This window comes from Brachybacterium sp. AOP3-A1-3 (genome assembly GCF_052378285.1).
In the GTDB taxonomy this organism is placed as follows: Bacteria; Actinomycetota; Actinomycetes; order Actinomycetales; family Dermabacteraceae; genus Brachybacterium.
On sequence record NZ_JBQSXM010000029.1, the window covers coordinates 1 to 24,299 of the forward strand.

Sequence of the window (24,299 nt, forward strand, 5' to 3'; positions counted from 1 at the left end):
GGGCGCCGTCCCCGTCAGGCGATCCTCAGCTCACGTTCTCCGCACGGGCCCGCTCCCGTTCGAGGCGCTTCGCCTTCTGCGTCGCGAGCGTCAGCTCCTCCTCGGCGACGGTGATGACGTTGCCCTGGGGATCGGTCGCGACCGAGCCGTCGGCCCGGGTGACGAGCAGGCCCTCGGGCTGCTCGTCGGACCGCTCGCCGCACTCGTTGAACGCGACGCGCTGCGCGTGGACCGTGTGGGCGTCGGCCAGCAGCTCGGTCACGTTGCGCTCGGAGACCACCAGATCCTGGAACTTCGTGGGCAAGGACGCGATGATCCTCTCGTGCTCGAGCATCCGCTCGTACATCGCATCGCGACGGCTCTCGAAGCTCTCGTAGGTCATCTCCTGGTAGGCGACGGCCTCACGATGGGCGTTGTTGACCGCGGCCTGCGCGCGTCCCTTGGGGGACACCAGGGAGACCAGGACGGTCACGGCGAGCGTCGCGATGATGACGCTCAGGGAGAGGCCGGTGGTGACCTCGGGGACGTTCAGCGGCTCGCCGCCGTTGAGGAACGGGAGCTCGTTCTCGTGCAGGGCGTGCAGCACGAGCTTCACGCCGATGACGCCGAGGATGATCGAGAGCCCGTAGGAGAGGTAGACCAGACGGTCGAGCAGTCCGTCGATGAGGAAGTACAGCTGGCGCAGGCCGAGCAGCGAGAAGGCCGTCGCGGTGAACACGATGAAGGTGTTCTGGGTCAGGCCGAAGATCGCCGGGATCGAGTCCAGCGCGAACAGCAGGTCGGTGCCGCCGATGGCGATCATGACCAGCAGCATCGGGGTGAGGACGCGCTTGCCGTTCTCGATGGTGACGAGCCTGTCGCCGTCGAACTCGTCGCTCGCCGGGAGGACCGCCTTGATCAGGCGGACGAAGAGGCTGTCCTTCTCCTCCTTCTCGGGATCGTCGGCCGTGAGCTCGCCGAGGATCATCTTCATCGCCGTGTACAGCAGGATCGCGCCGAAGATGTAGAAGGCGAAGGAGAGGCGGTCGATCGCGACCGCGCCGATCGCGATCATGCCCGACCGGGCGATGATCGCGAAGGTGATGCCGAACAGCAGCACCTTCTGCTGGTCCTCGCGCGGCACGGCGAAGGCACCGATGATCACGAGGAACACGAAGAGGTTGTCGATCGACAGGGCCTTCTCGGTGACATATCCGGCGAAGTACTCGGTGCCCATGCCGGCGCCGCCGATCACCAGGACGGCCACGCCGAACAGCAGAGCGATGCCGACGTAGATCCCCGACCAGACCGCGGCCTCGCGGATCGTGGGGATGTGCGCCTTGCGCACATGGAAGAGGTAGTCGAAAGCCAGGAGGCCGACGATCAGGATGATCGTCAGGATCCAGACGAGAGGGGGTACGGACATGGAGCTGCCTTCCGGGTCGTGTGACTGACCCGGGTCTCTCCACCCGTCGAGGATCTCGACGGGCCGCTGCGTCCGGAGTGCCTGTGGAGGCCCTCGTGATGACGTACGCAGCGTGGCGGATACTCCCCCGTTGCCTGGTAGAAGTCTACTGGGAAAGCTGAGGAAGGCCCGAGAATCGTGGGGGAGGAGCGTTCAGGCTCCTCACTGGATCCTCGGGCCTTCCCGTGCCGTGCGTTGTCGCGCGTGGCCCGTTCCCAGGCTCAGCGATCCTCGCGCTTCTCGACCTCGTCCTTCAGCTCGGCCTTGTCCATCGATGACCGGCCCTCGACACCCTGCCGTCTGGCGTCCTCGTAGAGCTGGTCCTTGGTGCGGCCCTGCGGTCCCGAGTGGGAGTGCTCCCCGCCGCGCTCGGCCGGGGACTTGTCCGCGAGGGACGTCCGGCTGGCCTCCTCGGACTCGCCCTCCTGGGCCCGGGTCTTGTTCACGGTGCGGGCCGCGATCTCCTCGGCCTCGTCCTCCGAGCGACCCTTGTCCTGCAGGCCCTCCTTGACGTGCTCGTACTGGCGTTCCCGCTTGGCGCTCCATGCGTCGGGCATCATCTGCTCCTGTCCGTCAGGTCCTCCAGGGATGTTCCGTGTCCTGCGGCGTCGGGCGACATCGCTGCGTCCTCACTCCCGCCGCGAGTCACCGGTCATGCTGCCGATGCTGTTGGACGGGGTGCTGCCGTCGCGCCAGCGCAGCAGGGCACCGACCCCCTCGGGGATCCCCTCGGCGTCCTCCGGGAGGGCGGAGACCGCCGCATCGGTGAGCAGCGCCGCACGCAGCAGCTCCTCGATGGTCGATGGGGCGTGCCCGCTGACGAACACGAGCTCCTCGACCTGCCCGCGGTCCAGCGCCTGGGCCACCTCGTCAGAACCTCCGACGGAGGCGCCATCGCGGGCCTGGCTCTCGCGGAAGCGGTCCGCGAGGTCCTGCAGGCGTGCGGCGACGAACTGCTCGGCGGCGCGCACCAGCTCGGTGCGGAACGGTCCCTGGTCGAAGGCGACGCCCCGCGTGCCGCCCTGGACCTCGATCACGCGGTCGCGGGTCTCGCGCCCCAATGCGTCCTTGAGCAGACCCATGGCGCGCACGTCACCGCTCAGCATCAGCATGTCGGGGGAGCGCTCGCGCACGATGCGCTCCACCGTCGCGGCGACGGCGTCGGCATTGCGCTCCCAGGAGTCCTCGACCCGTGCCTCGACACTGCTCCCTCGCCAGCCGTGCTGGGCTCCGCCGGGACGAGCCTTGTGCAGCTCGTCGTGGCCGCCCTCGACGTGGGCATCTGCGCCCAGATCGTTGGGGCCGCGGGCGATCGACGGGTTCTCCGGGGCCCGCAGATGCAGGTCTGCCCCGGCGCGGTCCACGACGACGAGCAGCTGGCTGACCGCGTACGGGGTCAGCTGCAGCAGCGGGAGCAGCTGAGGATGGTCGCCGCGATGGGCGGACTCCTGCAGGGGAGGCACCGGGAGCACCCGGTCCACGAGGATCTCCGAGTCCGTCGCGAGGATCGTGCGGCCGTTCCTCCCGCCGATCGGGGAGGGGCTCAGCACCGTCTCCTCGATCTGGTCCAGGAGGTCCGAGGGAGCACCGTCGGCCGAGAGGCCGGAACGCATCCGGGCCCACCGCGCCTCCAGCTCACCGGCGGCGTGCGGATCCGTCCGGGTCGTGTCCAGATGGACCGATGTGATGGGACCGGTGGTTTCGAGGGCCGGCTTCAGCCAGGGCAGTTTCACGAATGACCTCCTGCGTGCTCGACGTGCGGCGGGACCGAGCTCCCAGCTCGGCCTCAGTGCACCGCGTGGGTCACCTCACCTTTCCACGCGGACGGGGCCGCCGCAAGGAAATGGCGGAACAGGTGGAGGGGCGGAGTGCGGAACCGGCCGACGGGCTCGGCCGTCGGCCGGCGTCGAGTGTGGGCGTCCGGCGTCCGTCTCCCGTCGGCAGTTGCCCGTCGTGCGTCGATCGTGGTTCGTCGGTAGTCGCCGGCTCGTGGTCGTCAGGAGGTCTGCTCCTCCGCGCGCAGCAGCTCGCCCAGGTACCGGGCGATCCGGCGGGCCGCAGGCAGCTCGAGATCTGATTCGACCTCGGGGTTGTAGTTGGTGTTGGTGTTGATGTCGTAGGTGACCGTGCGGCCGTCGACCGTGGTCATGTACTCGATGCCGGCGATCTCGATGCCGAGGTCCGCGAGCAGCGACCGGTACCGGAGGATCAGCGGGTCCTCGTCCGTGATCTCGGGCCGGATCCGGAACATCGGCTCGGGGGCGGCATCGATCTCGGGCCCGGCCCCTTCCGCAGCACCTGAGCCGGTGCCCGGCAGCGCACAGGCTTCGGCCGGGCACAGCTCGAAGCCGCCGGCGGAGGTGTCCACACGCACCGCGTACACGAACTCGCCGCCCACGAACTCCGCGCGGGTGATGGACGGTTCGGTGGCGACCAGGAGCTCCTGGAGCAGGGTGATCCCGTCGGCCGCCTCTTCGAAGTCGTCGCCGCGCACATAGGCGTCGAAGGACTCGTGGTCGTCGAAGCGGCGCACCCCGAGCCCCTTGCCTCCCTGGTTGTGCTTCGTGATGAAGGGGGCCGCGATGCCCTTCGCCGAGTCGATGAGGCCGTCGCGACCGAAGACCGCCACGGTGCGCGGCACGTCGAACCCGGCCCGACGCAGGGCTGCGTGCTGGATGACCTTGCTGACCTCGAGGTCGGCGACGTGCTGGCCGCCCACGACCCGTCGGCCCCAGGAGGCGGCCCATGCGGTGATCGATCGTGCGGCGTCCTTCGCGAGGGGAGCGTCCCGGGTGTGCGAGGACGCGCTGAGCCGGGACCAGATCACGCCCGCCGGCGGCTCGGCGTCGAGATCCAGCGTGCCGGTGCCGAGCGGCCACTCCACGAGGGGGACCCCTTCGGCCTCGAAGGCGCGTCGGAACGGGGGGATCCACTCCGGGTTGTCGTGCAGGACGTGCACGGCCGGGGTGTCGCGCGGGGCAGTGGCGGGCATAAAGTTTCCTAGGTTCTAGTCTAAGGTGGCCTATCAGTCTAGCGGTCCGCGGAGTCGATCGGCGGGCGAGGGGGCGCGGGGGCCGGGACCGGCTGAGGGCCCTGGCCGTCCGGTCTCCTGAGGCAGCGGATCCTCAGACGCCGACGCCGGTGAACGCACCCCGGAATCGTGCTGCGGGGTGCGCCGCGGGCAGCGTGTCCGTGCCGGTCAGCTGGCTGCGCAGGGTGCCACCCTGCTCCGGCAGGCGCCCGCGTTCTCGGAGGATCGGTGAGACCAGCTCGGCGAAGTCCGTGACTGTGTCATAGGAGTGGTACTGGCGCAGGTTGATGCCGTCGATCCCGTCGACGTCGAGCCAGTGCTCGATCGCATCGGCCACCACCTCCGGCGTCCCCGCCACGAAGAAGCGGTCCTGCCAGGCCTCGTCGACGGCGTCGAGCAGCTCTCCGATGGTGGAGGACCCGCCCTTGCGGCCCACCGGGGTGTCGGCGGGAAGTCCCTCGATCTCGAGTGCCTCGGCGATCGTGCGCTCCCGCGGATGGTCGAGGGCGCGGATCGGCACCGACTGGTGCACGAGCATCCCCTCGGTGGAGCGGTGCTCCTGGTACTGCGCGAGCTTCGCGTCGACCTCGGCCTGGGTGCGGCCCGTGATCACGGCGGCCTGCACCACGAACTTCGGATCGGACGGATCGCGGCCGGCCTCCTCCGCGGCGGCCCGCACGGCGGGGACGGTCCTCTCCAGCAGCGGGCCGTGGGTGAAGACGACCTCCGCGTTCTGTCCTGCCCGGATCGCGCCGGCGGGCGACGCCGTGGCGAGGATCAGGGTGGGGGTGCGCTGCGGGGAGGGTTCGGACAGGTGCGGGCCGGCGACGGAGAAGTTCGGCCCCTCGTGGTCGATGCGATGCACCTTCGAGGGGTCGGCGTAGATGCTGTTCTCCGCGTCGCGCACCACGGCGCCGTCGTCCCAGGAGCCTTCCCACAGCTTGTAGAGGACCTCGAGGTACTCATCGGCGATCTCGTAGCGCTGGTCGTGCTCGATCTCCTCGGCGAGCCCGAAGTTCCGGGCGGCGTTGGGGAGGTAGGAGGTGACGATGTTCCATCCCACGCGGCCTCCGGTGAGGTGGTCGAGCGTGGACATCCGCCTCGCGAAGGAGAAGGGCGGCTCGTAGCTGGTGGAGAAGGTGATCCCGAAGCCGAGGCGCTCGGTGACCGCGGCCATCGCCGGCACCACCATCATCGGATCGTTGTTGGGGATCTGCAGGCCCTCGCGCAGCGCGGTCTCCGCGGAGCCCCCGTACACGTCGTAGGCACCCACGACGTCCGCCAGGAAGATCGCGGTGAATCCGCCCTCCTCGGCGCGGCGCGCGAGCTCGGTCCAGTAGGCCACGTCGGTGTAGCGGTGCCGGTTGTTCCCGGGAAGCCGCCAGAGACCATGGGTGATGTGGCCGACGCAGTTCATCTCGAACAGGTTGAGGATCAGCGGTTTGGGGGCCACGGGATCTCCGATCGTGAGGGCGGGTGATGACACCTCGCACGATCCGTGCTCGGGGAGCTGTCGCGCACCTCCTGTGAACCACCGTGACGCCCATGCTCCGTGCGGTGCCCTCGGCCGACCCGCGCGTTCGCGAGGCGTCATAAATCTTTGGTCTGCCCTTATCGGCGCTTATGTTCCGGGGTGACTCATCGACCGAGGAGACGACCGTGCGACGACGATCCCTGGCAGCTGCTGCTGCTGCCACCGCCTGCGCGAGCATGCTGCTGGCCGGATGCGGAACGGCCGACCCCGCGGCCGCGCTGACGGCCGGGACGAAAGAGGGCGGGGAGCTGGTCTACGCCACCGACCGCGAACCCACCTGCCTGGACCCCCACAACACCGGGGACATGCCGCAGACGTACATCGCCCGCCAGTACCTCGACTCGCTGGTCTCGATGCAGGAGGACGGCTCGGTGGTGCCCTGGCTCGCGGACTCGTGGGAGATCTCCGCGGACGGTCTCACCTATGACTTCACCCTCAAGGAGGGCGTCGAGTTCACGGACGGCGAGCCGTTCGACGCCTCCGCGGTGGTCGCGAACTTCGAGCAGATCATGGATCCCGCGACGCAGTCGTCCACGGATCTGCTGTACCTCTCGCCCTACTTCGACTCCGCCGAGGCCGTCTCGGAGCACGTCGTGCGGATCCACCTCAAGCGCCCCTACTCACCGCTGCTCACGGTCCTCTCCCAGGCGTTCTTCGGCATGGAGTCCCCGACGGCGATGGCTCGCGGGCTCGAGGAGAACTGCCAGTCCCCGGTCGGGACCGGCCCGTTCATCGTCACCGAGTGGAAGCGCGGACGGGAGGTCGTGATGGTCCGCAACGAGGACTACACCTCCGCCCCGGCCGATGCGAAGCACCAGGGACCCGCCTACCTGGAGAAGCTCACCTGGCGATTCCTCAAGGACAACACCGCACGGTTCGGTGCGCTGCAGTCCGGCCGGGCCCACGCGATCTTCAACGTGCCGCCCGAATCGGTGCCCGCCGCGACGGCGGATCCCACGATCAGCACCGAGGACTTCGTCCACTCCGGAGTGCCGTTCTCCCTCGACCTCAACACCACCGGCCCGGCGCTGTCCGACCTCCGCGTGCGCCGGGCCATCGTGCACGCCTCCGACGCGCCGGGCATCGTCGAGAGCGCCTATGCGGGGGTGTTCCCGTACGAGGGGAACTCGATCTCCACGGGCACCCCCGCGTACGACGAACGGTTCCACGAGCCCTACCCCTACGACGAGGCCGCCGCTGACGCACTGCTGGACGAGGCGGGCTGGACCGGCCGCGACGCCGAGGGGTACCGCACGAAGGACGGCCGGACCCTGTCGCTGCGGTTCCCCTACACCTCCGATCCCGGCGAGACCCCGCCGGCGGACCTCACCATCTACCAGAACTTCCAGGCCATGCAGAAGCGCGTTGGGGTGAAGGTCGAGCTCGTCCCCACCGATGCCTCCACCATGACGGCGCTCAAGAAGGATCCGACGCAGTACGACATCCAGGGCCGCTACTGGAACAGCCCCACCCCCAACGTCATGTACATCAAGTACTCCCAGGAGACCCTCGATCTCGGCAACGGCCAGAACGTGTCGCTGGCCTCGGACGAGGAGCTCGACGCGACGCTGCTCGAGGCCGCCGCCACCACGGACCCGGACCAGCAGGACGCCCTCTACTCGGCGGCCCAGGAGCGACTGACCGCTCAGGCCTGGCACATCCCGCTGTACCCGGTCCAGACCCGCCTGGCCACGCGATCCGACCTGGTCGAGGACATCTGGATCGAACCGAGCGAGGGCGAGCCCGTCCTCCATGACGCCTATCTGCTCCGCGAAGGGCTCTGAGATGACTGTGAAGACCCTCGAGCGTCCGCGTTCTCGACGGCGGGCCCTGGCCCGCCGTGCCGCCTCGCAGCTGGGCTCGGCGATCCTCCTGCTGTGGGCGGTCGCGACGATCGTGTTCTTCCTCCAGCACATGGTCCCCGGTGATCCCGCGCTCGCCATCCTCGGCGGTGCCTCGGCGAACCCTCCGCCGGAGTCGGTCCGGGCGGTCCGCGAGCAGTACGGCTTCGACCAGCCGCTGCTCGTGCAGTACGCCGCCTTCCTGGGTGGTCTGCTGCACCTCGACATCGGCGAGTCCTACACGATGAAGGAGTCGGTGCTCGCCGTGATCGGCGAGCAGATCGTCCCCACTCTCCAGCTCACCGCCACCGCGCTGCTGATCGCCTGGGTGATCGCCCTGGCGCTGACGCTGCTCAGCGCGGGCCGCTCGGGCCTCGTGGGCACGGTCGGCTCGGCGATCGAGGTCGTCTTCGCGGCGCTGCCCCACTTCTGGCTGGGCGTCGTGCTCCTCGTGGTCTTCGCCGTGGTGCTGCAGTGGCTGCCGGTCGTGGACGGCGGGCCGCTCGGCCTGATCCTGCCGTCCCTGACCCTCGGCATCCCGCTGGGCGGGTTCCTCGCCCAGGTCACGCGCGACGAGTTCGACGCCGCGCTGCGCGAGCCCTTCGTGCTCTCGGCCCGTTCCCGGGGCGCGACGATGCACGACGTGCGCTGGCGACACGTCCTGCGCCACGCGGCCCTGCCCGGCATCGCGCTGTCGGGGTGGGGGCTCGGGTCGCTGATCTCCGGCGCCGTCGTCGTCGAGGTGATCTTCTCCCGGCAGGGCATCGGCCAGGTGCTGGTCAGCGCGGTCACCGCGCAGGACCTGCCGCTCGTGGTCGGGGTGACGTTCGTGGTCGCCCTGGTCTACGTGGTCGCCAACCTCCTCACGGATCTCGCCTATGTCGTGGTCGACCCCCGGCTGCGCACCTCGATCGGACGTGCCTCATGACGCTGCTCGCTCCTGCTCCCGAAGCTGCCCTCGCCACGGAATCCCCCCGCCCGCAGTCCCGGGCGGTCCGTCGCGGTCCGCTGCGCCGACCCGGCGTCCTGCTGGCTGGTGGCGTGGTCGCCCTCGTGGCGCTCGCCGCGCTGGCCCCGGGGCTGCTGGCTCACCAGGATCCTCTCGAGATCGACCTCGCCTCGAGCTTCGACGCGCCGAGCCTCCAGCATCCCTTCGGCACCGACCAGTCAGGCCGCGACGTGTACAGCAGGGTCGTCCACGGCGCGGGGCAGTCGCTGACCATCGGACTGGGCGCCACGGCGATCGGGCTGCTGGGAGCGTTCGTCCTCGGCCTCGCCGGTGGTCTCGGCGGACGGTTCGCCGATGCGGCCGTGACCCGCGTGATCGAGGTGCTCTATGCCTTCCCCGGCATCCTGCTCGCCCTGATCCTGATCGCCGTCTACGGCAACAGCGCCCTCACGCAGATGGTCGCGGTCGGGGTGGCGTCCATGCCGGGCTACGCCCGGATGGTGCGCGGTCAGGTGCTGTCGGTGAAGGGCTCGCTCTACGTCGAGGCCGCCCGCTCCCTCGGCCATTCACCGCTGAGGATCCTGCTGCGCACCATCCTCCCCAACACGTTCCGTCCCCTGACCGTCCTCATCACGCTGGGCATCGGCCAGGCGATCGTCTGGGCCGCCGCTCTCGGCTTCCTCGGCATGGGTGTCCAGCCGCCCACCGCCGAGTGGGGCGCGATGCTCAACGCGGGCCGCAACTACATCCAGCAGGCCTGGTGGATGGACTTCTTCCCCGGCATCACCATCGTCCTGTTCACCCTGTCGCTGACCGTGATCGGTCGTCACCTCCAGCGCGCCACCGATTCCGGAGCTGCCCGATGACCCCGATGACGCCGCTGATCACCGCCGAGAACCTGGCGATCGCTTTCGACGGCACGCCCGTCGTCCACGACGTCTCCTTCACCCTGCGTGCCGGCAGCTGCCTGGGGATCGTCGGCGAATCGGGCTCCGGGAAGTCGGTCACCGCCCGCAGCCTGCTGGGTCTGAACGGCGAGAACGCCACGGTCACCGGGACCAGGCTCGAGGTCCGCGGAGAACCGCTCTCCTCTGCCGACCGGCCCGCTGCGACGGATCTGCTGACCGCCACTGATCTGCTGACTGCCACGGAGCAGCAGTTCCGCCGCCTGCGCGGGAGCCGGATCGGCTACGTCCTCCAGGATGCCCTGGTCTCACTGGACCCGATCCGCACGGTGGGCTCCGAGATCGCGGAGCCGCTGCGGCTGCACGGCGTGCCGCGGGCGGAGCGCGGGGCGCGGGTCCGCGAGCTCCTCGTCGCGGCGGGGGTCCCCGAGCCGGAGCTGCGCGCGCGGCAGCTGCCCGGCGAGCTCTCCGGCGGTCTCCGCCAGCGCGCCCTGATCGCCGCCGCGCTCGCCCTGGACCCGGAGATCCTCATCGCCGACGAGCCCACCACGGCGCTCGACGTCACCGTGCAGGCCGAGATCCTCGCGCTGCTCGAGGACAACCTCTCCGCGGGCAGGGCGATCATCCTGATCAGCCACGATCTCGCGGTCGTGGAGCGACTGGCTGATCAGGTGCTGGTCATGAAGGAGGGGCGGGTCGTCGAGCAGGGCCCCACTCACGAGGTGCTCACCCGCCCGCAGCATCCCTACACGCAGCGGCTGATCGCCGCCGTGCCCTCCGCGCACTCGCGGGGCGAGCGGCTGTCCGCTGCACCGCCGCAGCAGATCCCGTCGGCCCGCACCTCGCCGTCGGCCCGCTCCTCGCCGTCGGTGCGTCCCCTCGACGTCGGCCCGGTGCTGTCGGTCCAGGGGGTCTCCAAGCGCTATCGGGGGCCCGACGGCCGCGATCGCACCGTGGTCGACGACGTCTCCTTCGACCTCCATGCGGGGGAGACCCTGGGCATCGTCGGCGAATCAGGGTCCGGGAAGTCGACCACCGCCTGGATGTCCCTGGCGCTGACCCGGCCGACGACCGGCACGGTCCTGCTGGACGGCCGGCCCTGGTCCGAGCTCCCGGAGCGCAGACGCCGGGCGCCCCGGCGGGGGATCTCCGTCGTCCACCAGGATTCGCTCGGCTCCTTCGACCTGCGGTGGACCGCCGGCCGGATCATCGCCGACGCCCTGCCTGCGGACGTTGCCCGCGGCGACCGCGCCCGACGGATCGGGGAGCTGCTGGACTCCGTCGGACTCAGCCCCGAGCACGCCGCACGTCACCCTCTGTCCCTCTCGGGCGGCCAGCGACAGCGGGTGTCCATCGCCCGCGCGCTCGCCACCGACCCCGAGATCCTCGTCCTGGACGAGCCCGTCTCGGCCCTCGACGTGTCGATCCAGGCGCAGGTCCTGGATCTGCTCGGCGACCTCCAGCAGGCGCTGGGCACCGCCTACCTGTTCATCTCCCACGACCTCGGCGTCATCCACCACATCAGCGACCGCGTGCTCGTCATGCAGGGCGGCCGCATCGTGGAATCCGGAACCGCCGACGAGGTCTTCTTCACCCCGCAGCACGACTACACCCGGCAGCTCGTCGACGCGCTGCCCCGCCCCCGACTCGAGGAGTCCGCATGACCGCCATCAGCACCACCCGACCCGCACCCACCTACGCCGAGCTGCGGGAGCGCTTCGCCCCGGTGCTCTCCCAGATCGCCGAGGGGGCGGCCGAGAGGGACCGGGATCGACGGCTGCCGCACGCCGAGGTGCGAGCGCTCGCCGAGGCCGGCTTCACCGCCGTCACCGTGCCCACGGTCCACGACGGCTCCGGAGCGGATATCGAGACCTTCTTCCGTCTGCTCATCGATCTCGGTGAGGCGGACTCCAACCTCCCGCAGCTGCTGCGGGCGCATTTCGCCTTCGTCAACGACTTCCTGATCGGCGGCGAGGAGGGGGACCCCGGCGCCTGGTTCTCCGAGATCGTGCAGGGCGCGGTCTTCGGCAACGCCAGCCACGAGCGCAGCACCGCGACCGTCGGCGACCTCGCGACCACCGTGACCCCCGCGGCCGACGGATTCCGGCTCTCGGGGGAGAAGCACTACTCCACCGGCTCGATCTTCGCCGACTGGATCAACGTCTCGGCCCGCACCCCGGAGGGCCGGCGGGCCCGCGTCACCGTGGGGATCGCCGACGCCGGCGTGACCGTGCGCGACGACTGGGACGGCTTCGGCCAGACCCTCACCGGCAGCGGATCCACCCTGTTCACCGAGGTCCACGTGCCGACCGACCGTGTGCGGGTGCTCGAGAGCCGCGGGGACGGCGCCACGACCACGCAGACCTCCTTCCTGCAGCTGGTGCTCCTGGCCTCCTTGGTGGGCGCCGGCCGCGCCGCGCTCCGCGAGGGGATCGAGTTCGTGCGCTCACGCACCCGGGTCTACTCGCAGGGCAGCGGGACGACGGCGGCGGCCGACCCGCTCGTGCAGCAGGTCGTGGGGCGGCTGTCGGCGAAGGTGGCTTCGGCGCAGGACGCGGTGCTCGCCGCCGCGCGGGCGCTCGCCCTCGCGCAGGAATCCGTCGGTGAGCCGGACCACGAGCACCTCACCGATGCCGCCGAGCTGCGCACCGTCCAGGCCCAGATCACCACGGTCGCGGACGTGCTCTCGGTGACCACGGAGCTGTTCGAGGTCGGCGGGGCATCGGCGACCTCACGGGGACGTGCGTTGGACCGTCACTGGCGCAACGCCCGCACCCTGGCCTCGCACAATCCGGTCATCTATCAGGAGCGCGCCATCGGGGACCGGTTGCTGAACGGCACCGATCTGCTGTATTTCTGGTCGACCGGGGAGAAGCGCTCAGGGCTGCAGGAGCAGCACGTCCCGCATCCCGCACGGCAGTGAGGGCATCGCGCAGAGCAACCCGCAGGGCTTCCCGCCCAGGGGCCCGCGACCTCAGCCCCTGTCCTCGAGCACCAGGCCGGCGTCGCGGGAGACATCGCGCCACGTCTCGGCGAGGGAGTCGACCGTCGCATGGGCGTTCAGGCCGCTGGGCTGGTGCATCACCCACAGGGTGACCTCCGTGGGCCAGCCCGGGACCAGCTCCGGGTCCTGCCGACCCATCCGGGCGTGGGGCAGGCCGAACGCGGTGCGGAACGCGGTGATGCCTGCGATCGCGACCGCACGCGGCTGCGAGGTCTCCGCGCGGGCGGCCAGCTCGCTGCCGCCGACGCGCAGCTCCTCCCGGCTGAGCTCGTCCGCGCGTGCTGTCGCGCGCGCCACGAGGTTCGTCATGCCGATGCCTCGTGCGCGCAGCTCGCGCTCGTCCTGCTCCGCCAGCCCGCGCGAGGCATCGACGAGGCGGGAGGTGAGCCCCGCGCGGTGCAGGGACGGCCAGAACCTGTTGCCGGGCCGGGCGAAGGGTGCGTTGACCGCGGCGGTCCACAGGCCGGGGTTGATCCCGACGATCAGCAGTCGTAGGCGCTCTCCATGATCGGGGTCGGGCATCACGTCCTCGAGCGCGGATCCGTCCGAGCCGGCGAAGGCGGCCAGATCGTCACGGGTGGGCCTGCGCCCGTCGAGGGGAGAGACGCGCCGGATGCTCATCCGGGCACTGTATCCGGGACCGCCGAGGCACGGCCTGCGCGTACTGTGATCGCATGCGTCCCTCAGAGGCAGGCCGACTCCACGTCATCGCCGGGCCGATGTTCGCCGGCAAGACCGAGGAGCTGCTGCGTCGTGTGCACCGCGCCGAGCTCGCGGGGCTGAAGGTCGAGGTGTTCGGCCATCGGCTCGATGACCGCGGCGGGCAGGACAGGCTCAGCACCCACATCGGACGCACCGTGCCTGCCAGGATGCTCCAGAGCGCTCAGGACCTGCGCGAGGCGGTCACGGGGGAGCGCCCGGACCTCGTGGCGATCGACGAGGCCCAGTTCTTCGGCCCGAGCATCGTCGCGGTCGTCGAGGAGATTCTCGTGACCGGGATCCAGGTGGAGGTCGCCGGGCTGTGCGTCACCTACGACGGCGGACCCTTCGAGCCGATCCCGAGCCTGATGGCGCAGGCGGAGGAGGTCGTGAAGCTGACTGCGGTATGCACCGTGTGCGGGGCCGACGCCGCCTTCCACATCCGTCTGCTCGACTCCGACGCGGACGCGCTCCAGGCGACGGCCGAGCAGATCGGTGGCACGGAGCTGTACCAGGCACGCTGCCGCGCTCATCGCTGACTCAGTGCGGTGTGCGGTGTGCGGTGTGCGGCAGGCCGATCAGGTGATCGGGTCGCTGCCCGGCTCGACGGCCTCGATGATGTCGAGGTCCCACTGGCCGTCGATGCGGCGCACGTAGAAGCGCGTGTCCACCGACTCCGACTGACCGTTCTCGGTGAACGTCTCGGTGACCTCGAAGATCGCGTAGCCCTGACGGTTGGTGCGATCGGTGACCTCGTAGCTCACGCCCGAGACCCCGGAGATGCTCGCGTCGAACACGTCGCAGGAGGTCAGGCCGGTCGCCTGCTGGAACTCGTCGGTGGTCGATTCCATGAACAGGTCGCAGTCGGCGGACTGCAGCGAGCTGTAGAAGTCATCGAGGGTGTCCTCCGGGTTGCCACGATCCAGGATCTTCCACCCGATGAAGAGGGCGAGCGCCGCGACCAGCAGCAGCCCGAGCAGGGCCACAGCGCCCAGCACGAGCCAATGCCAGGTGGGCCGCTTCGGCCGTTTCGTCGAAGCCTTCTGAGGCATCGGTGATGCCTGCGCGTACGCCATGGTGTGTCCCCCGAATGCTCGCATCGTCGTCCCTGCACCTGCAGTATTCCGCATCGGGGCGGCATCATGTGCCGCCCCGGATGGGGAGGGGTGCCCATAGCCAAGCCGCCGTGCGCCTCCCTGCCGAGGTGGGGAGTGCTCTTGCTCCGCAGCTCTGGCCTCCCATGATTGGGGAGAGGTGCCCATAGCCCCGCCGCCGTGCATCTCTCTCCCGAGGCGGGGAGGCGCATCCGGGGGCGTGAGGTGATGAGGGCGGCCGCATAGGGCGGAGCCTGCACATCTGGTGCCTGTGGACGAGGGTGGGGGCGGACGACGAAGCCTGCGCAACCGGGCTCCCGCTGAGGCAGGTTCGCCGCGCCGCGCTGGACTGGACGTGCCTGGAGGTCGCCGCGGTCGATAACCTTGTGCACATGATCGTCACCGCAGACCCGGGGCCCGTCGGCTCGCCCACCAGCAAGGACGCCGCAGGGTTCCTCGCGACCTCCGCCCTGCGCTACGAAGCCAGCGCCGGAGAGAGCGCTGAGACGACGCTGCCGGCGCTGGACGGCCTGCCCTCCGCGGTGGGTCGCACGATCGAAGGCGGCGACGTGCTGCGGTTCTACGTGTACCCGCAGCTCGATGCGGAGCTGACCTGGGGCGCCACGCACGTCTCGATCGATCTCGTGTTCAAGGACGGTTCGCGTCTCTCCGAGCTCGACTCGCGCGACCAGTACGGGACCCCGGCCAGTGCCGATGGGATCGGCGGGGGGAAGATCCTGTACGCCGACCAGTGGAACGACGTGCAGGTCGCACTCGACGCCGCTGTCGGGCGCACCATCGCCGAGGTGCTGCTGGTGGCCGCCATCCCTGCCGACACCGTCGACACCGTCGACGGGCAGCCGGAGGACACCCTCACCGCTGACTCGGCCCCCGAGGGTCCGGGCGCGAGCCTGCTGGACATCGACCTGGAGCGGAGCGACCCGTCGGGGCGGGTCCTGGCGCAGACCGATCCGTCCCTCGGAGCGTCGCAGATCTCATCCTGGGACTTCGGCGACGAGACCGATCTCGAGGACGACGCCGAAGGGAACTCCGGTCCGACGGACGACGCCGACCCGATCGCGACGGACGGCGTCACCGCTCCTGCGGCGGTGGAGACCAGCGAGGAGACTGGCGAGGAGCCGGTCGAGGCCAGCGCCGCCGCTGAGCCTGTCGCCCCCGCTGAGTCCGTCAGCCCCGCTGAGCCCGTCGCCCCCGCTGAGCCCGTCGGCCCCGTGGAGCTGATCGGCTGGATCGACGGCCCCTACGTCGGCCCGCTCCCCGCGGACCCACCCCTCGAGGACTACGTGGCCTGGGTGGACACTCGGCGCGGAACGTACGCCTCCGGCGACTTCTCCCGCGGCAACAACCTCCCGCTGACCGCCGTCCCCAACGGCTTCGCCTTCTTCACCCCGGTGACCGATGCGCGCACCAGCCGCTGGCTGTACGAGTACCACCGCCGCAACGGGGAGGACAACCGTCCCCGCCTGCAGGGCCTGGCGATCTCCCACCAGCCCAGCCCCTGGATGGGGGATCGCAACCAGTTCGTGCTCATGCCGATGCAGGGAGATGCTCCCGACGCCACCCCGGCCGCCCGCGCCCTGGGCTTCGACCACGCCCAGGAGACGGCGCGCCCGGACCTCTACGAGGTGGCGCTCGACGGCGGGACCGCACTGCGACTGGCACCGACCGACCACGGCGCCGTCTGCGAGATCGACTACTCCGCGCAGGCAGGAACCCCGCACCTGCTGCTCGAGGGCGTCGACGAGCACAGCCGCATCGACGCGGCCGGTGCCGTGTTCGACGGCACGCTGCGCGCCTGGGTCGACTCGAGCCTGGCCGAGGGCTTCGAGCGCGCCGACGGGGCCACCCGCATGTTCGTCCTGGCCGAGGTGGAGCCGGCCCCGATCGCGGTGGCCACCGCGCAGGGCGAGTCCACCGGCAGCGTGCTCACCTTCGCCGAGGGCACCGAGCACGTCACGGTGCGTCTGGTCACCAGCTTCATCAGCGTGGAGCAGGGACGCCGCACCTTCGCCCAGGAGGTGCAGGGGCGATCCCTCGAGCAGGTCCGCGGGGACGCGCACGCCGCGTGGACCGAGCGCCTGCGGGTGATCGAGCCGGGAACCGCGACCCCGGCCCAGCGACGCACCCTGTACGGGAACCTGTACCGCCTGAACCTCTACCCCAACTCCCAGTGGGAGAACGCCGGGACCGCTCAGCGGGTCTCACCGATGCACGCGAGCCCGGTGCGCCCGCCCAAGGGCGACGCCACCGATTCGCGCACCAACGCCCAGGTGCTGCCCGGGAAGCTGCACGTCAACAACGGGTTCTGGGACACCTATCGCACCGCCTGGCCGGCCTACGCGCTGCTCTACCCGGAGGTGGCCGCCGAGATCGCCGACGGCTTCGTGCAGCAGTACCGCGAGGGCGGCTGGATCGCCCGCTGGTCCTCGCCCGGCTACGCGGACTGCATGACCGGGACCAGCAGCGACGTCGCCTTCGCCGATCTCGCCGTCAAGGGGGTGGCCCTGCCCGATCCGGTCGCCGCCTACGAGTCGGGCCTGCGCAACGCGACCGTGACCCCGCCGATGACCGAGGTGGGGCGCAAGGGCAACGAGCGGGCCGTGTTCACGGGATACGTCGATACCGACACCGAGGAATCCGTGTCGTGGGCCCTCGAGGCCCACATCAACGACTTCGGGCTCGCCGCCCAGGCCGAGCTGCTGGCGGCGTCGACGGAGGACGACCAGCACGCCGCACAGCTGCGCGAGGAGGCCGCCTACCTGCGGGCCCGCTCCGTGAACTACCCGCTGCTGTTCGACCCGGCCATCCACTTCTTCCAGGGCCGGCGGGCCGACGGCGCCTTCGCGCAGAGCCCCGAGGAGTTCGACCCGCGTGCCTGGGGCGGTGACTTCACCGAGACCGACGGCTGGAACTTCGCGTTCCACGTCCCGCACGACGGGGAGGGCCTCGCCGCACTGTACGGAGGGCGGCAGTTCCTGCGCGCGAAGCTCGACGAGTTCTTCTCCACCCCGGAACGAGCAGACCTCAAGGGCACCTACGGCCACGTCATCCACGAGATGGATGAGGCACGCGCCGTGCGGATGGGACAGTTCGGGGTCTCCAACCAGCCCTCGCACCACATCCCCTTCCTGTACCACCACGCCGGGACCCCCGAGATCGCCTCGCAGGTGGTGCGCGAGGTGCACCGTCGGCTGTTCGTGGGCGAGCAGATCGGGCAGGGCTATCCGGGGGACGAGGACAACGGCGAGATGAGCGCCTGGTGGCTGCTGACCGCGCTGGGGCTGTACCCGCTGCAGCTCGGCACCGGCCGCTACCACCTGGTGGCCCCGCTGTTCGACCATGTGCACGTCAAGCCGCTGGGCGGGGAGCCGTTCACCGTGATCGCCGAGCCACGCGAAGCCGGAGCCGACTGCATCGTGGGCATGACCCTCGATGACACGGAGCACCGCGATGCCTGGATCGACCACGAGGACCTGCACGGCCGCCTGCACGTCACGCTCGGATCCCGGGCCGACGCCGAGGCCTCGGACTGGGGCGCCGTGCCGCCGTCGGCCACCCCCGTGGGGCACCACCCGCAGCCGCTGCGGGACCTCTTCGGCACGGATCCCTCGGACCCGCTGCGGGACGACGACTCCCGGACCGAGCAGACGTGGGACACCTCGAGCGTCGTGATCGACCTGCCCGAGCTGGGCGAGCCCCTCGTGACCCGGTTCCTCACCCTGACCTCGTCGGCGGAGACCGGCGGGGACCCGATCGCCTGGCGGCTGGAGGGGTCGCAGGACGGAGAGACGTGGGAGCTGCTGGACGAGCGCACGGACCAGAGCTTCCGTTGGCGCCGGCAGACGCGCCCCTTCCAGATCCCCTCGCCGCGCGGGTTCACCCACCACCGCCTGGAGATCACCACCGCCCAGGGGCCGTTGCGCCTGGCGGAGCTGGAGCTCCTGGCCTGAGGCCGCGCCCTGTGACCGGCCGGCACAGCAGGGCACCGGGGTCGACCGCTGGGGTCCCGTGCCGGGCGTCGAGCGCGCTCCACGGCCAGGTCATCAGCGCCCACACCACGGCGATCGCGACGGCTTCGACCAGCAGGTACTGCGGCCAGGGGCCCATCACATCCAGGATGCTGGGGCCGGCGGGGGCGCGGTTGAGGTAGCCGTAGTTCGCGCCCGTCAGCGCGTTCCCGACGACGGCGACAGCCGCCCACGCCACGGTCGCCGCATAGGCGACGCCATAGCCGCGCCAGGTGGGCCGGAAGCGGAGACCCCAGATCAGCACGATGGGTGCCAGGACACCGCTCGCGTGGGCGATCCAGTATTCGGTGAATTCGAGCGGTATCCACACGAAGTAGTTCACGTCCGGCGTGAGCACCGACTGCATGTTCAGCGTCAGGCCCCAGAAGTAGGTCACCACGATCGCCCAGGGTGCTCGGGTGATCAGGGCCAGCGGCACGATGAATCGCAGAGCGTCGGAGAAGTGCAGCGGGAGGGACTCGTCGAGGTTCCAGGACCAGGGCAGGAAACCCCACACGGTCCAGAGCACGCTGTTGGCCAGCAGGATCCACCCGGCCACTCGCAGCGAACGGTCCACCACTGCTGGGTGCGCTCGCCGGGCCCACACCACCAGAGCGATCGCTGCGAGGACGACCAGGGCGAGGGCACTCAGATGCGCGCCCCCGTAGGCAGGCATCTGCCCGAGCGGACCTGCGAGGAGCAGGCCCTGGCTCGGCCCGGTTCCCGGCATCGCTGTCCCTCCTCGCATCCGTGCCCGCACTGCGCGCTGTTCGTCGTGGGTTGGCGGCTGACCACTGAGGGTTGGCGGCTGCCGGCTGCCGGCTGCCGGTTGCCGATTGACGGCTGACGGCGCTGTGCGGCAAGGACACCGTCGCGGCGATCAGATCCGAGACTACGAGAGCGCCCCGCCGTGGCGGGGCGCTCTGCGCAAGGTCGTACGGGAACTACGGGAACTACGGTTCGTGCGTGCCGATGGGCCCCGTCGGAGTCAGGCGGCCTGGGCCTGCTTCCTGCTCGAGCTCTCCTTGAGCACGGTGACCACGGCGGCCGCGACGAGAGTGCCGGCGAGGACCGCGAGGACGAAGCCCCAGATCGGGCTGATCGCGAAGGCGACGAAGATGCCGCCGTGCGGAGCCTGGGAGCCGACGCCGAATGCCATGATCAGGGCGCCGGTGACCGCCCCGCCGGTCATCATCGAGGGGATCACGCGCAGCGGGTCCGCCGCGGCGAAGGGGATCGACCCCTCGGTGATGAAGGCCGCGCCGAGCAGCCAGGCGGTGGTGCCGTTCTCCCGCTCGACCGGGGTGTACAGCTTCCGGCGCACCACGGTGGACAGCGCCATCGCGAGCGGCGGCACCATGCCGGCGGCCATCACGGCCGCCATGATCTGGAAGGAGGCCTCCGTGCCCTGGGAGAGCCCCGCGGTGGCGAAGAGATAGGCCGCCTTGTTGACGGGACCGCCCAGGTCGAAGCACATCATGAGCCCGATGATCACGCCGAGCAGGATCGCGGAGGAGCCGGACATCCCGGTCAGTCCGTCCTGGAGAGCAGTCATCAGCGAGGCGAGCGGACGACCCAGGAACATCAGCATCAGGCCGCCGACGGCGAGCGTGGTGAGCAGCGGGATGATCACGACGGGCATGAGGCCCGCGAGCCACCGCGGCGGCTTCAGCGTCGTGAACCACAGGGCCACGAGACCGGCCAGGAGACCGGTGATCAGACCGCCCAGGAAGCCGGCGCCGACCAGCACGGAGACCGCGCCGCCGATGAACCCGGGGGCGATCCCGGGACGGCCGGCGAGTCCGTAGGCGATGTAGCCGGACAGGGCGGCGACCAGGAAGCCCATGCCGAGGTTGCCGACGGTGAAGAACACGGCGCCGAGGTAGAGGGCGAGGCCCGCCCGCTCCGTCAGCGTCTGGCCCGTCGCCGCCTCGTACGACATGTGGTCCGGGAGCGAGGTGAGCGAGTAGCTGGTGGCGACGTCCTGGGCCACGAAGGCGACGTCGAATCCGGCGATGAGGAAGCCGAGCGCCATGAGCAGGCCGCCGGCCGCGACGAATGGGATCATGTAGGACACGCCCGTCATGACCGATGCCTGGATCCGCTTGGGCCAGGACTGCTGGCTCCCGGAGCCGGACGCGGATCCCGAGCCCTTCTCCGAGCTGCCCGATGCCGCCGGGACGCGCCGGGCCGAGGGGTCCGAGGAGGCCGCGACGGCCTCGTCGATCATCTGCGGGCCGTGGGAGATGGCGCGCTTGACCGGGTGCTCGATCAGCGGGAGGCCGGCGAAGCGCTCGCGGCCGGAGATGTTCACGTCTGCCGCGATGATCAGGGCGCTGGCGGCGGCGATCTGTGCGTCGGTGAACGGGGTGATGCCGCCGGAGCCCTGGGTCTCCACGTGCAGCTCGACGCCCTTCTCCTTCGCGGCGTTCTCGAGGGACTCGGCCGCCATGTAGGTATGGGCGATGCCGGTGGGGCACGAGGTGATCGCGAGCAGCACGGGCGCGTCGCCCGCCGTGGAGTCGGACGACGCCGCGGTGGATCCTGCAGCGACGGCTCCGACGGCTCCGACGGCTCCGACGGTTCCGGCGGCGCCGGGAGATCCGGCGGCCGCCGCGTCGCCCGACGCGGCGGCTGGCTGCGCCGACGGCTCGGGCTCGATCACGCCCATCACCAGGTCGGAGACCTCCTGGGGCTCCTTGGCGGCGCGCAAATCCGCGAGGAACTCGGGACGGATCAGGGCGCGGGAGAGCTGGGCGAGCAGCTTCAGGTGCTGGTCGTCGGTGCCCGCCGGGGCGGCGATGCCGATGATGAGGTCCGCAGGCCCGTCGGCCGACCCGAAATCGACCGGCTCGGACAGGCGCAGGAAGCCCAGTGCCGCCTCGTGGACCGCCTCGGTGCGGCAGTGCGGGATCGCGAAACCGCCGGGCATGCCGGTGGCGAAGGATTCCTCGCGCTTGAGCAGTCCGGCCTCGAGGCCGTCGCGGTCCGCGCGGCCGGTGGCGGAGATCAGATCGGCCATCAGGCCGATCACGGCGTGCTTGTCACCGGGAGGGGCCACCTCCAGGCGGACCAGCTCGGGGGTCATCAGTGACCCGGGCATGTGTGCTCCTTCGAACGGGCTGTCCCGCGGGGGCGGGACGGGGGAGAGACAGGGAGGGACGGGCGGAAGGGGAGGGATCAGAACCGGACGACGCCCTCCGCAGCGATGCGGACCTGATCGGGACGGGGGATGGTGGTGCCGGGCAGGCCGACGGCGGCCGTCCCGTACGCGAGGGCGCGGGCCAGGCGCAGGCCGGGGGCCTCGCCGAGCTCGCGGCTGATCAGGTAGCCGGCGGTCGCGGAGTCGCCGGCGCCGACGGTCGAGACCACGGGGGAGGAGGCCGAGGGGCAGTACCAGGCGGCGCCTTCGGTGGCGAGCAGTCCGCCGGCCGCGCCGAGGGTCACGAGCACGGCTCCGACACCGCGGTGGTGGAGGTTCAGAGCCGCGTCGCGGACGCCTTCGAGGTTCCCATCGCTCACCTGGCTCTCGAGCACGTCGCCGGACACGCCGACGATCTGGCCGAGCTCCTCGGCATTGGGCTTAAGGAAGTCCGGAGCAGTGCCGGGAAGGGCTGCGGCAACAGCTGCGAGCGGCGCATCCGAGGTGTCGACGCCGACGCGGGCACCACGAGCCTGCAGCAGGTCGATCAGGCGCACGTACTCGTCGGCCGGGAGCCCGGGAGCGAGCGAGCCGGAGAGCATGACGATGTCCCCGTCCCCGACGCAAGAGATCAGCAGCTGCTCGAGCCCCGCGATCTCCTCCTCGCCGAGCGTGGCACCGGGCTCGTTGAGCTTGGTGGTGACCTGGGGCGAGGACAGCACGGTGAGGTTCGTGCGCACCGGGCCGACGATCGGAGCGGCCCGATGGGGGAGCCCTTCGGCCTCGAGGAAGGCGAGCAGGGGATCCGACGGGGCGGCCGGCAGGATCGCGGTCACGTCGATCCCGGCACGGTGCACGCCGAGGGCGACGTTGATGCCCTTGCCGCCGGGCTGGGTGCTGTCGGCGCCGATGCGGTGCACTCCGCCGGGGACGAGCGGGCCGCCGAGGTCGATGGTGCGGTCCAGCGAGGGGTTCGCGGTGAAGGTGACGATCATGCGCGGATCACCTCGACCCCGGCGTCGGTGAGCTGGCGCAGCACCTCGGGCGGCAGCCCGTCGTCGGTGACGAGGGTGTCGATGTCCGCGGCGCGCGCGAAGGTGACCAGGTGCCGCGAGCCGGCCTTCGAGGAGTCGGCGAGGACCACCCGCAGCCCGGCGGAGCGGACCATCGCGTGCTTCACGGCGGCCTCGTCGGGGTCCGGGGTGGTGAATCCGTCGCCGTCCAGACCGTTGCAGCCCAGGAACGCCACCTCGGGATGGAGGAGGCGGATCGCGTCGACCGTCGAGGAGCCGACGGCGGCCTGAGTGGTGGGGCGCACGCGGCCGGGGAGCACGTGCACCTCGAGATCGGTGTGCACGAGAGCGCCCTGGGCGATCGCGGGAGCATTGGTGATCACGGGGCCGCGCCGACCGGAGAGATGGGGGAGGAGCTCTGCGGTGGTGCTCCCGGCGTCGATCAGCACGGCGGCGCCCGGATCTGCGGGGAGCAGACGCACGGCGGCCGTCGCGATCCGTCGTTTCACGTCGACGTTGGTGGTGCGGCGGGACTCGAGGTCGGGCTCGACCTCGGTGGTGCGCCGGGGCACGGCGCCGCCGTGGACCCGGGTCAGCGCTCCCTGCCCCGCGAGCTGGTCGAGGTCGCGCCGAACGGTCTCGGTGGCGACGTCGAACTGCGCGGAGAGGTCCGTGACGGCGACCCGGCCGGACTGCGCGAGGGTATCGAGGATCTGTCGCTGGCGTTCGCGGGCGTACATGGGATCACCTGCCTCATCGAAGGGGGATCGCGGGCGTCGAGCGAGCCTCGGCTCCGCAGATGACCGCACACTACGCCGCAAAGCCACATGAAACAACAGTTAATATCTGTGGGAATGTGTGGCTGAATGCATGAGTCGGGGGCAGCAGGGCGATGGCGGGCGAGCTGAACGGCGCGGCCAGCATCCTGCGCGGAGGTGCTGGTGGGACGGGGCCAGGGCGCGGTCAGGGCCGCTGCAGCCGGAGATCAGCCAGAGCTCAGCCAGCGATCCACCGGTGGAAGGCCGGTCCGGACGAGTCGACCGTCACGCAGGCGCCCGCTGCGCGGGCTCGAGCGCATGCGGGCCGATACCATCGTTGCTCTCTGCGTCGATCGCACCCCGAGGAGAAGAGGAACGATGTCCCAGGCCTACCATGCCGACTCATCCGAGCTGTCGACCAAGGAGGTCCTGACCTGGGAGCTGTTCGGCACCGCCTCGCGGGAGCTCGCGCAGATCATCGCCGATTCCGCGTTCGAGCCGGAGATCGTCATCGCGGTGGCCCGCGGCGGCCTGCTGCCGGCCGGGTCCCTCTCCTACGCCCTGGGACTGAAGCTCGCCGACGCGATCAACGTCGAGTTCTACACCGACGTCCACGAGACTCTGCCCGAGCCGGTGCTGCTCGCCCCGATGTTGGACAACGAATCGATCCAGGGCAAGCGTCTGCTCGTCGTCGATGACGTCGCCGACTCCGGTCGGACCCTCGCCCTCGTGCTCGACCTGCTGCGCGAGCAGGGAGCCGACGCCCGCAGCGCCGTGCTGTACTCGAAGTCCGCCTCCGTCGTCTCCCCGGACTTCGTGTGGCGGCGCACCGATGAGTGGATCGTCTTCCCGTGGTC

At 70.7% G+C, this 24,299-nt stretch carries 19 protein-coding genes; 8 read left to right on the forward strand and 11 right to left on the reverse strand.

The window, feature by feature from the left end; translation table 11 throughout:
• Positions 1-25: 25 nt before the first annotated feature.
• The 5 genes from ACT3T5_RS18520 to ACT3T5_RS18540 all read right to left on the reverse strand — a co-directional run bounded on the left by ACT3T5_RS18520 (position 26) and on the right by ACT3T5_RS18540 (position 5,961).
• On the reverse strand, positions 26-1,405 hold the full coding sequence (locus ACT3T5_RS18520) for a TerC family protein (protein WP_444595190.1): 1,380 nt from the start codon (positions 1,403-1,405) through the stop codon (positions 26-28).
• A 260-nt stretch (positions 1,406-1,665) separates the two neighbouring features.
• Positions 1,666-2,001 (reverse strand): plasmid stabilization protein, encoded by a 336-nt coding sequence (locus ACT3T5_RS18525; RefSeq protein WP_444595191.1) that lies wholly within the window; start codon positions 1,999-2,001, stop codon positions 1,666-1,668.
• Between the two features lie 72 nt (positions 2,002-2,073).
• Complete coding sequence (locus ACT3T5_RS18530) at positions 2,074-3,177, reverse strand: baeRF2 domain-containing protein (protein ID WP_444579542.1); 1,104 nt, start codon at positions 3,175-3,177, stop codon at positions 2,074-2,076.
• Between the two features lie 263 nt (positions 3,178-3,440).
• Positions 3,441-4,436: an ATP-grasp domain-containing protein gene (locus tag ACT3T5_RS18535; protein ID WP_444595192.1), complete on the reverse strand. Its 996-nt coding sequence runs from the start codon at positions 4,434-4,436 to the stop codon at positions 3,441-3,443.
• 133 nt (positions 4,437-4,569) lie between these two features.
• Positions 4,570-5,961 (reverse strand): NtaA/DmoA family FMN-dependent monooxygenase, encoded by a 1,392-nt coding sequence (locus ACT3T5_RS18540; RefSeq protein WP_444579544.1) that lies wholly within the window; start codon positions 5,959-5,961, stop codon positions 4,570-4,572.
• Positions 5,962-6,134: 173 nt separating this feature from the next.
• Between ACT3T5_RS18540 and ACT3T5_RS18545 the strand changes: the two genes are divergently transcribed.
• Genes ACT3T5_RS18545 through ACT3T5_RS18565 form a run of 5 tightly spaced genes read left to right on the forward strand, consistent with a single transcriptional unit; the run spans position 6,135 to position 12,627 of the window.
• Positions 6,135-7,793 carry an ABC transporter substrate-binding protein gene (locus ACT3T5_RS18545; protein WP_444595193.1) on the forward strand — a complete coding sequence of 553 codons (1,659 nt, stop codon included), beginning with the start codon at positions 6,135-6,137 and terminating at the stop codon, positions 7,791-7,793.
• 1 nt (position 7,794) lies between these two features.
• A complete protein-coding gene (locus ACT3T5_RS18550; protein ID WP_444595194.1) occupies positions 7,795-8,778 on the forward strand; it encodes an ABC transporter permease in 984 nt (327 codons plus the stop codon).
• Entirely contained in the window at positions 8,775-9,665 is an 891-nt protein-coding gene (locus ACT3T5_RS18555; RefSeq protein ID WP_444595195.1) for an ABC transporter permease, read from the forward strand. Before ACT3T5_RS18550 ends, ACT3T5_RS18555 begins: the two co-directional genes overlap by 4 nt.
• The gene (locus ACT3T5_RS18560) at positions 9,662-11,368 is read left to right on the forward strand and encodes a dipeptide ABC transporter ATP-binding protein (protein WP_444595196.1); all 1,707 of its coding nucleotides are present in this window, start codon (positions 9,662-9,664) and stop codon (positions 11,366-11,368) included. Before ACT3T5_RS18555 ends, ACT3T5_RS18560 begins: the two co-directional genes overlap by 4 nt.
• Positions 11,365-12,627, forward strand: a complete 1,263-nt coding sequence (locus tag ACT3T5_RS18565) for an acyl-CoA dehydrogenase family protein (protein ID WP_444579549.1) — start codon at positions 11,365-11,367, stop codon at positions 12,625-12,627. Before ACT3T5_RS18560 ends, ACT3T5_RS18565 begins: the two co-directional genes overlap by 4 nt.
• A 51-nt stretch (positions 12,628-12,678) precedes the next feature.
• On the opposite strand, the gene ACT3T5_RS18570 is transcribed toward ACT3T5_RS18565, so the two are convergent.
• Complete coding sequence (locus tag ACT3T5_RS18570; RefSeq protein ID WP_444579550.1) at positions 12,679-13,329, reverse strand: mismatch-specific DNA-glycosylase; 651 nt, start codon at positions 13,327-13,329, stop codon at positions 12,679-12,681.
• A 53-nt stretch (positions 13,330-13,382) separates the two neighbouring features.
• On the opposite strand from ACT3T5_RS18570, the gene ACT3T5_RS18575 reads away from it, so the two are divergent.
• Positions 13,383-13,946 carry a thymidine kinase gene (locus ACT3T5_RS18575; protein WP_444579551.1) on the forward strand — a complete coding sequence of 188 codons (564 nt, stop codon included), beginning with the start codon at positions 13,383-13,385 and terminating at the stop codon, positions 13,944-13,946.
• A 39-nt stretch (positions 13,947-13,985) separates the two neighbouring features.
• Here the strand turns inward: ACT3T5_RS18575 and ACT3T5_RS18580 are convergent, their stop codons facing one another.
• Entirely contained in the window at positions 13,986-14,483 is a 498-nt protein-coding gene (locus tag ACT3T5_RS18580) for a hypothetical protein (protein ID WP_444595197.1), read from the reverse strand.
• Positions 14,484-14,893: 410 nt separating this feature from the next.
• On the opposite strand from ACT3T5_RS18580, the gene ACT3T5_RS18585 reads away from it, so the two are divergent.
• Positions 14,894-18,472 carry a GH92 family glycosyl hydrolase gene (locus tag ACT3T5_RS18585; protein ID WP_444595198.1) on the forward strand — a complete coding sequence of 1,193 codons (3,579 nt, stop codon included), beginning with the start codon at positions 14,894-14,896 and terminating at the stop codon, positions 18,470-18,472.
• Here ACT3T5_RS18585 and ACT3T5_RS18590 read toward each other — a convergent pair.
• The 4 genes from ACT3T5_RS18590 to ACT3T5_RS18605 form a co-directional block, all read right to left on the reverse strand.
• Positions 18,420-19,259 (reverse strand): YwaF family protein, encoded by an 840-nt coding sequence (locus tag ACT3T5_RS18590; protein ID WP_444579554.1) that lies wholly within the window; start codon positions 19,257-19,259, stop codon positions 18,420-18,422. The two genes, ACT3T5_RS18585 and ACT3T5_RS18590, sit on opposite strands and share 53 nt — an antisense overlap.
• A 258-nt stretch (positions 19,260-19,517) precedes the next feature.
• The gene (locus tag ACT3T5_RS18595; protein WP_444595199.1) at positions 19,518-21,632 is read right to left on the reverse strand and encodes a PTS fructose transporter subunit IIABC; all 2,115 of its coding nucleotides are present in this window, start codon (positions 21,630-21,632) and stop codon (positions 19,518-19,520) included.
• Positions 21,633-21,709: 77 nt separating this feature from the next.
• The gene (locus tag ACT3T5_RS18600) at positions 21,710-22,666 is read right to left on the reverse strand and encodes a 1-phosphofructokinase family hexose kinase (protein ID WP_444595200.1); all 957 of its coding nucleotides are present in this window, start codon (positions 22,664-22,666) and stop codon (positions 21,710-21,712) included.
• Positions 22,663-23,424 (reverse strand): DeoR/GlpR family DNA-binding transcription regulator, encoded by a 762-nt coding sequence (locus ACT3T5_RS18605; protein WP_444595201.1) that lies wholly within the window; start codon positions 23,422-23,424, stop codon positions 22,663-22,665. The genes ACT3T5_RS18600 and ACT3T5_RS18605 overlap by 4 nt, the downstream gene beginning before the upstream one ends.
• Positions 23,425-23,820: 396 nt before the next feature.
• Here ACT3T5_RS18605 and ACT3T5_RS18610 point away from each other — a divergent pair.
• Positions 23,821-24,299: phosphoribosyltransferase (locus tag ACT3T5_RS18610; protein WP_444595202.1), on the forward strand; the 479-nt coding region annotated here is incomplete at its 3' end.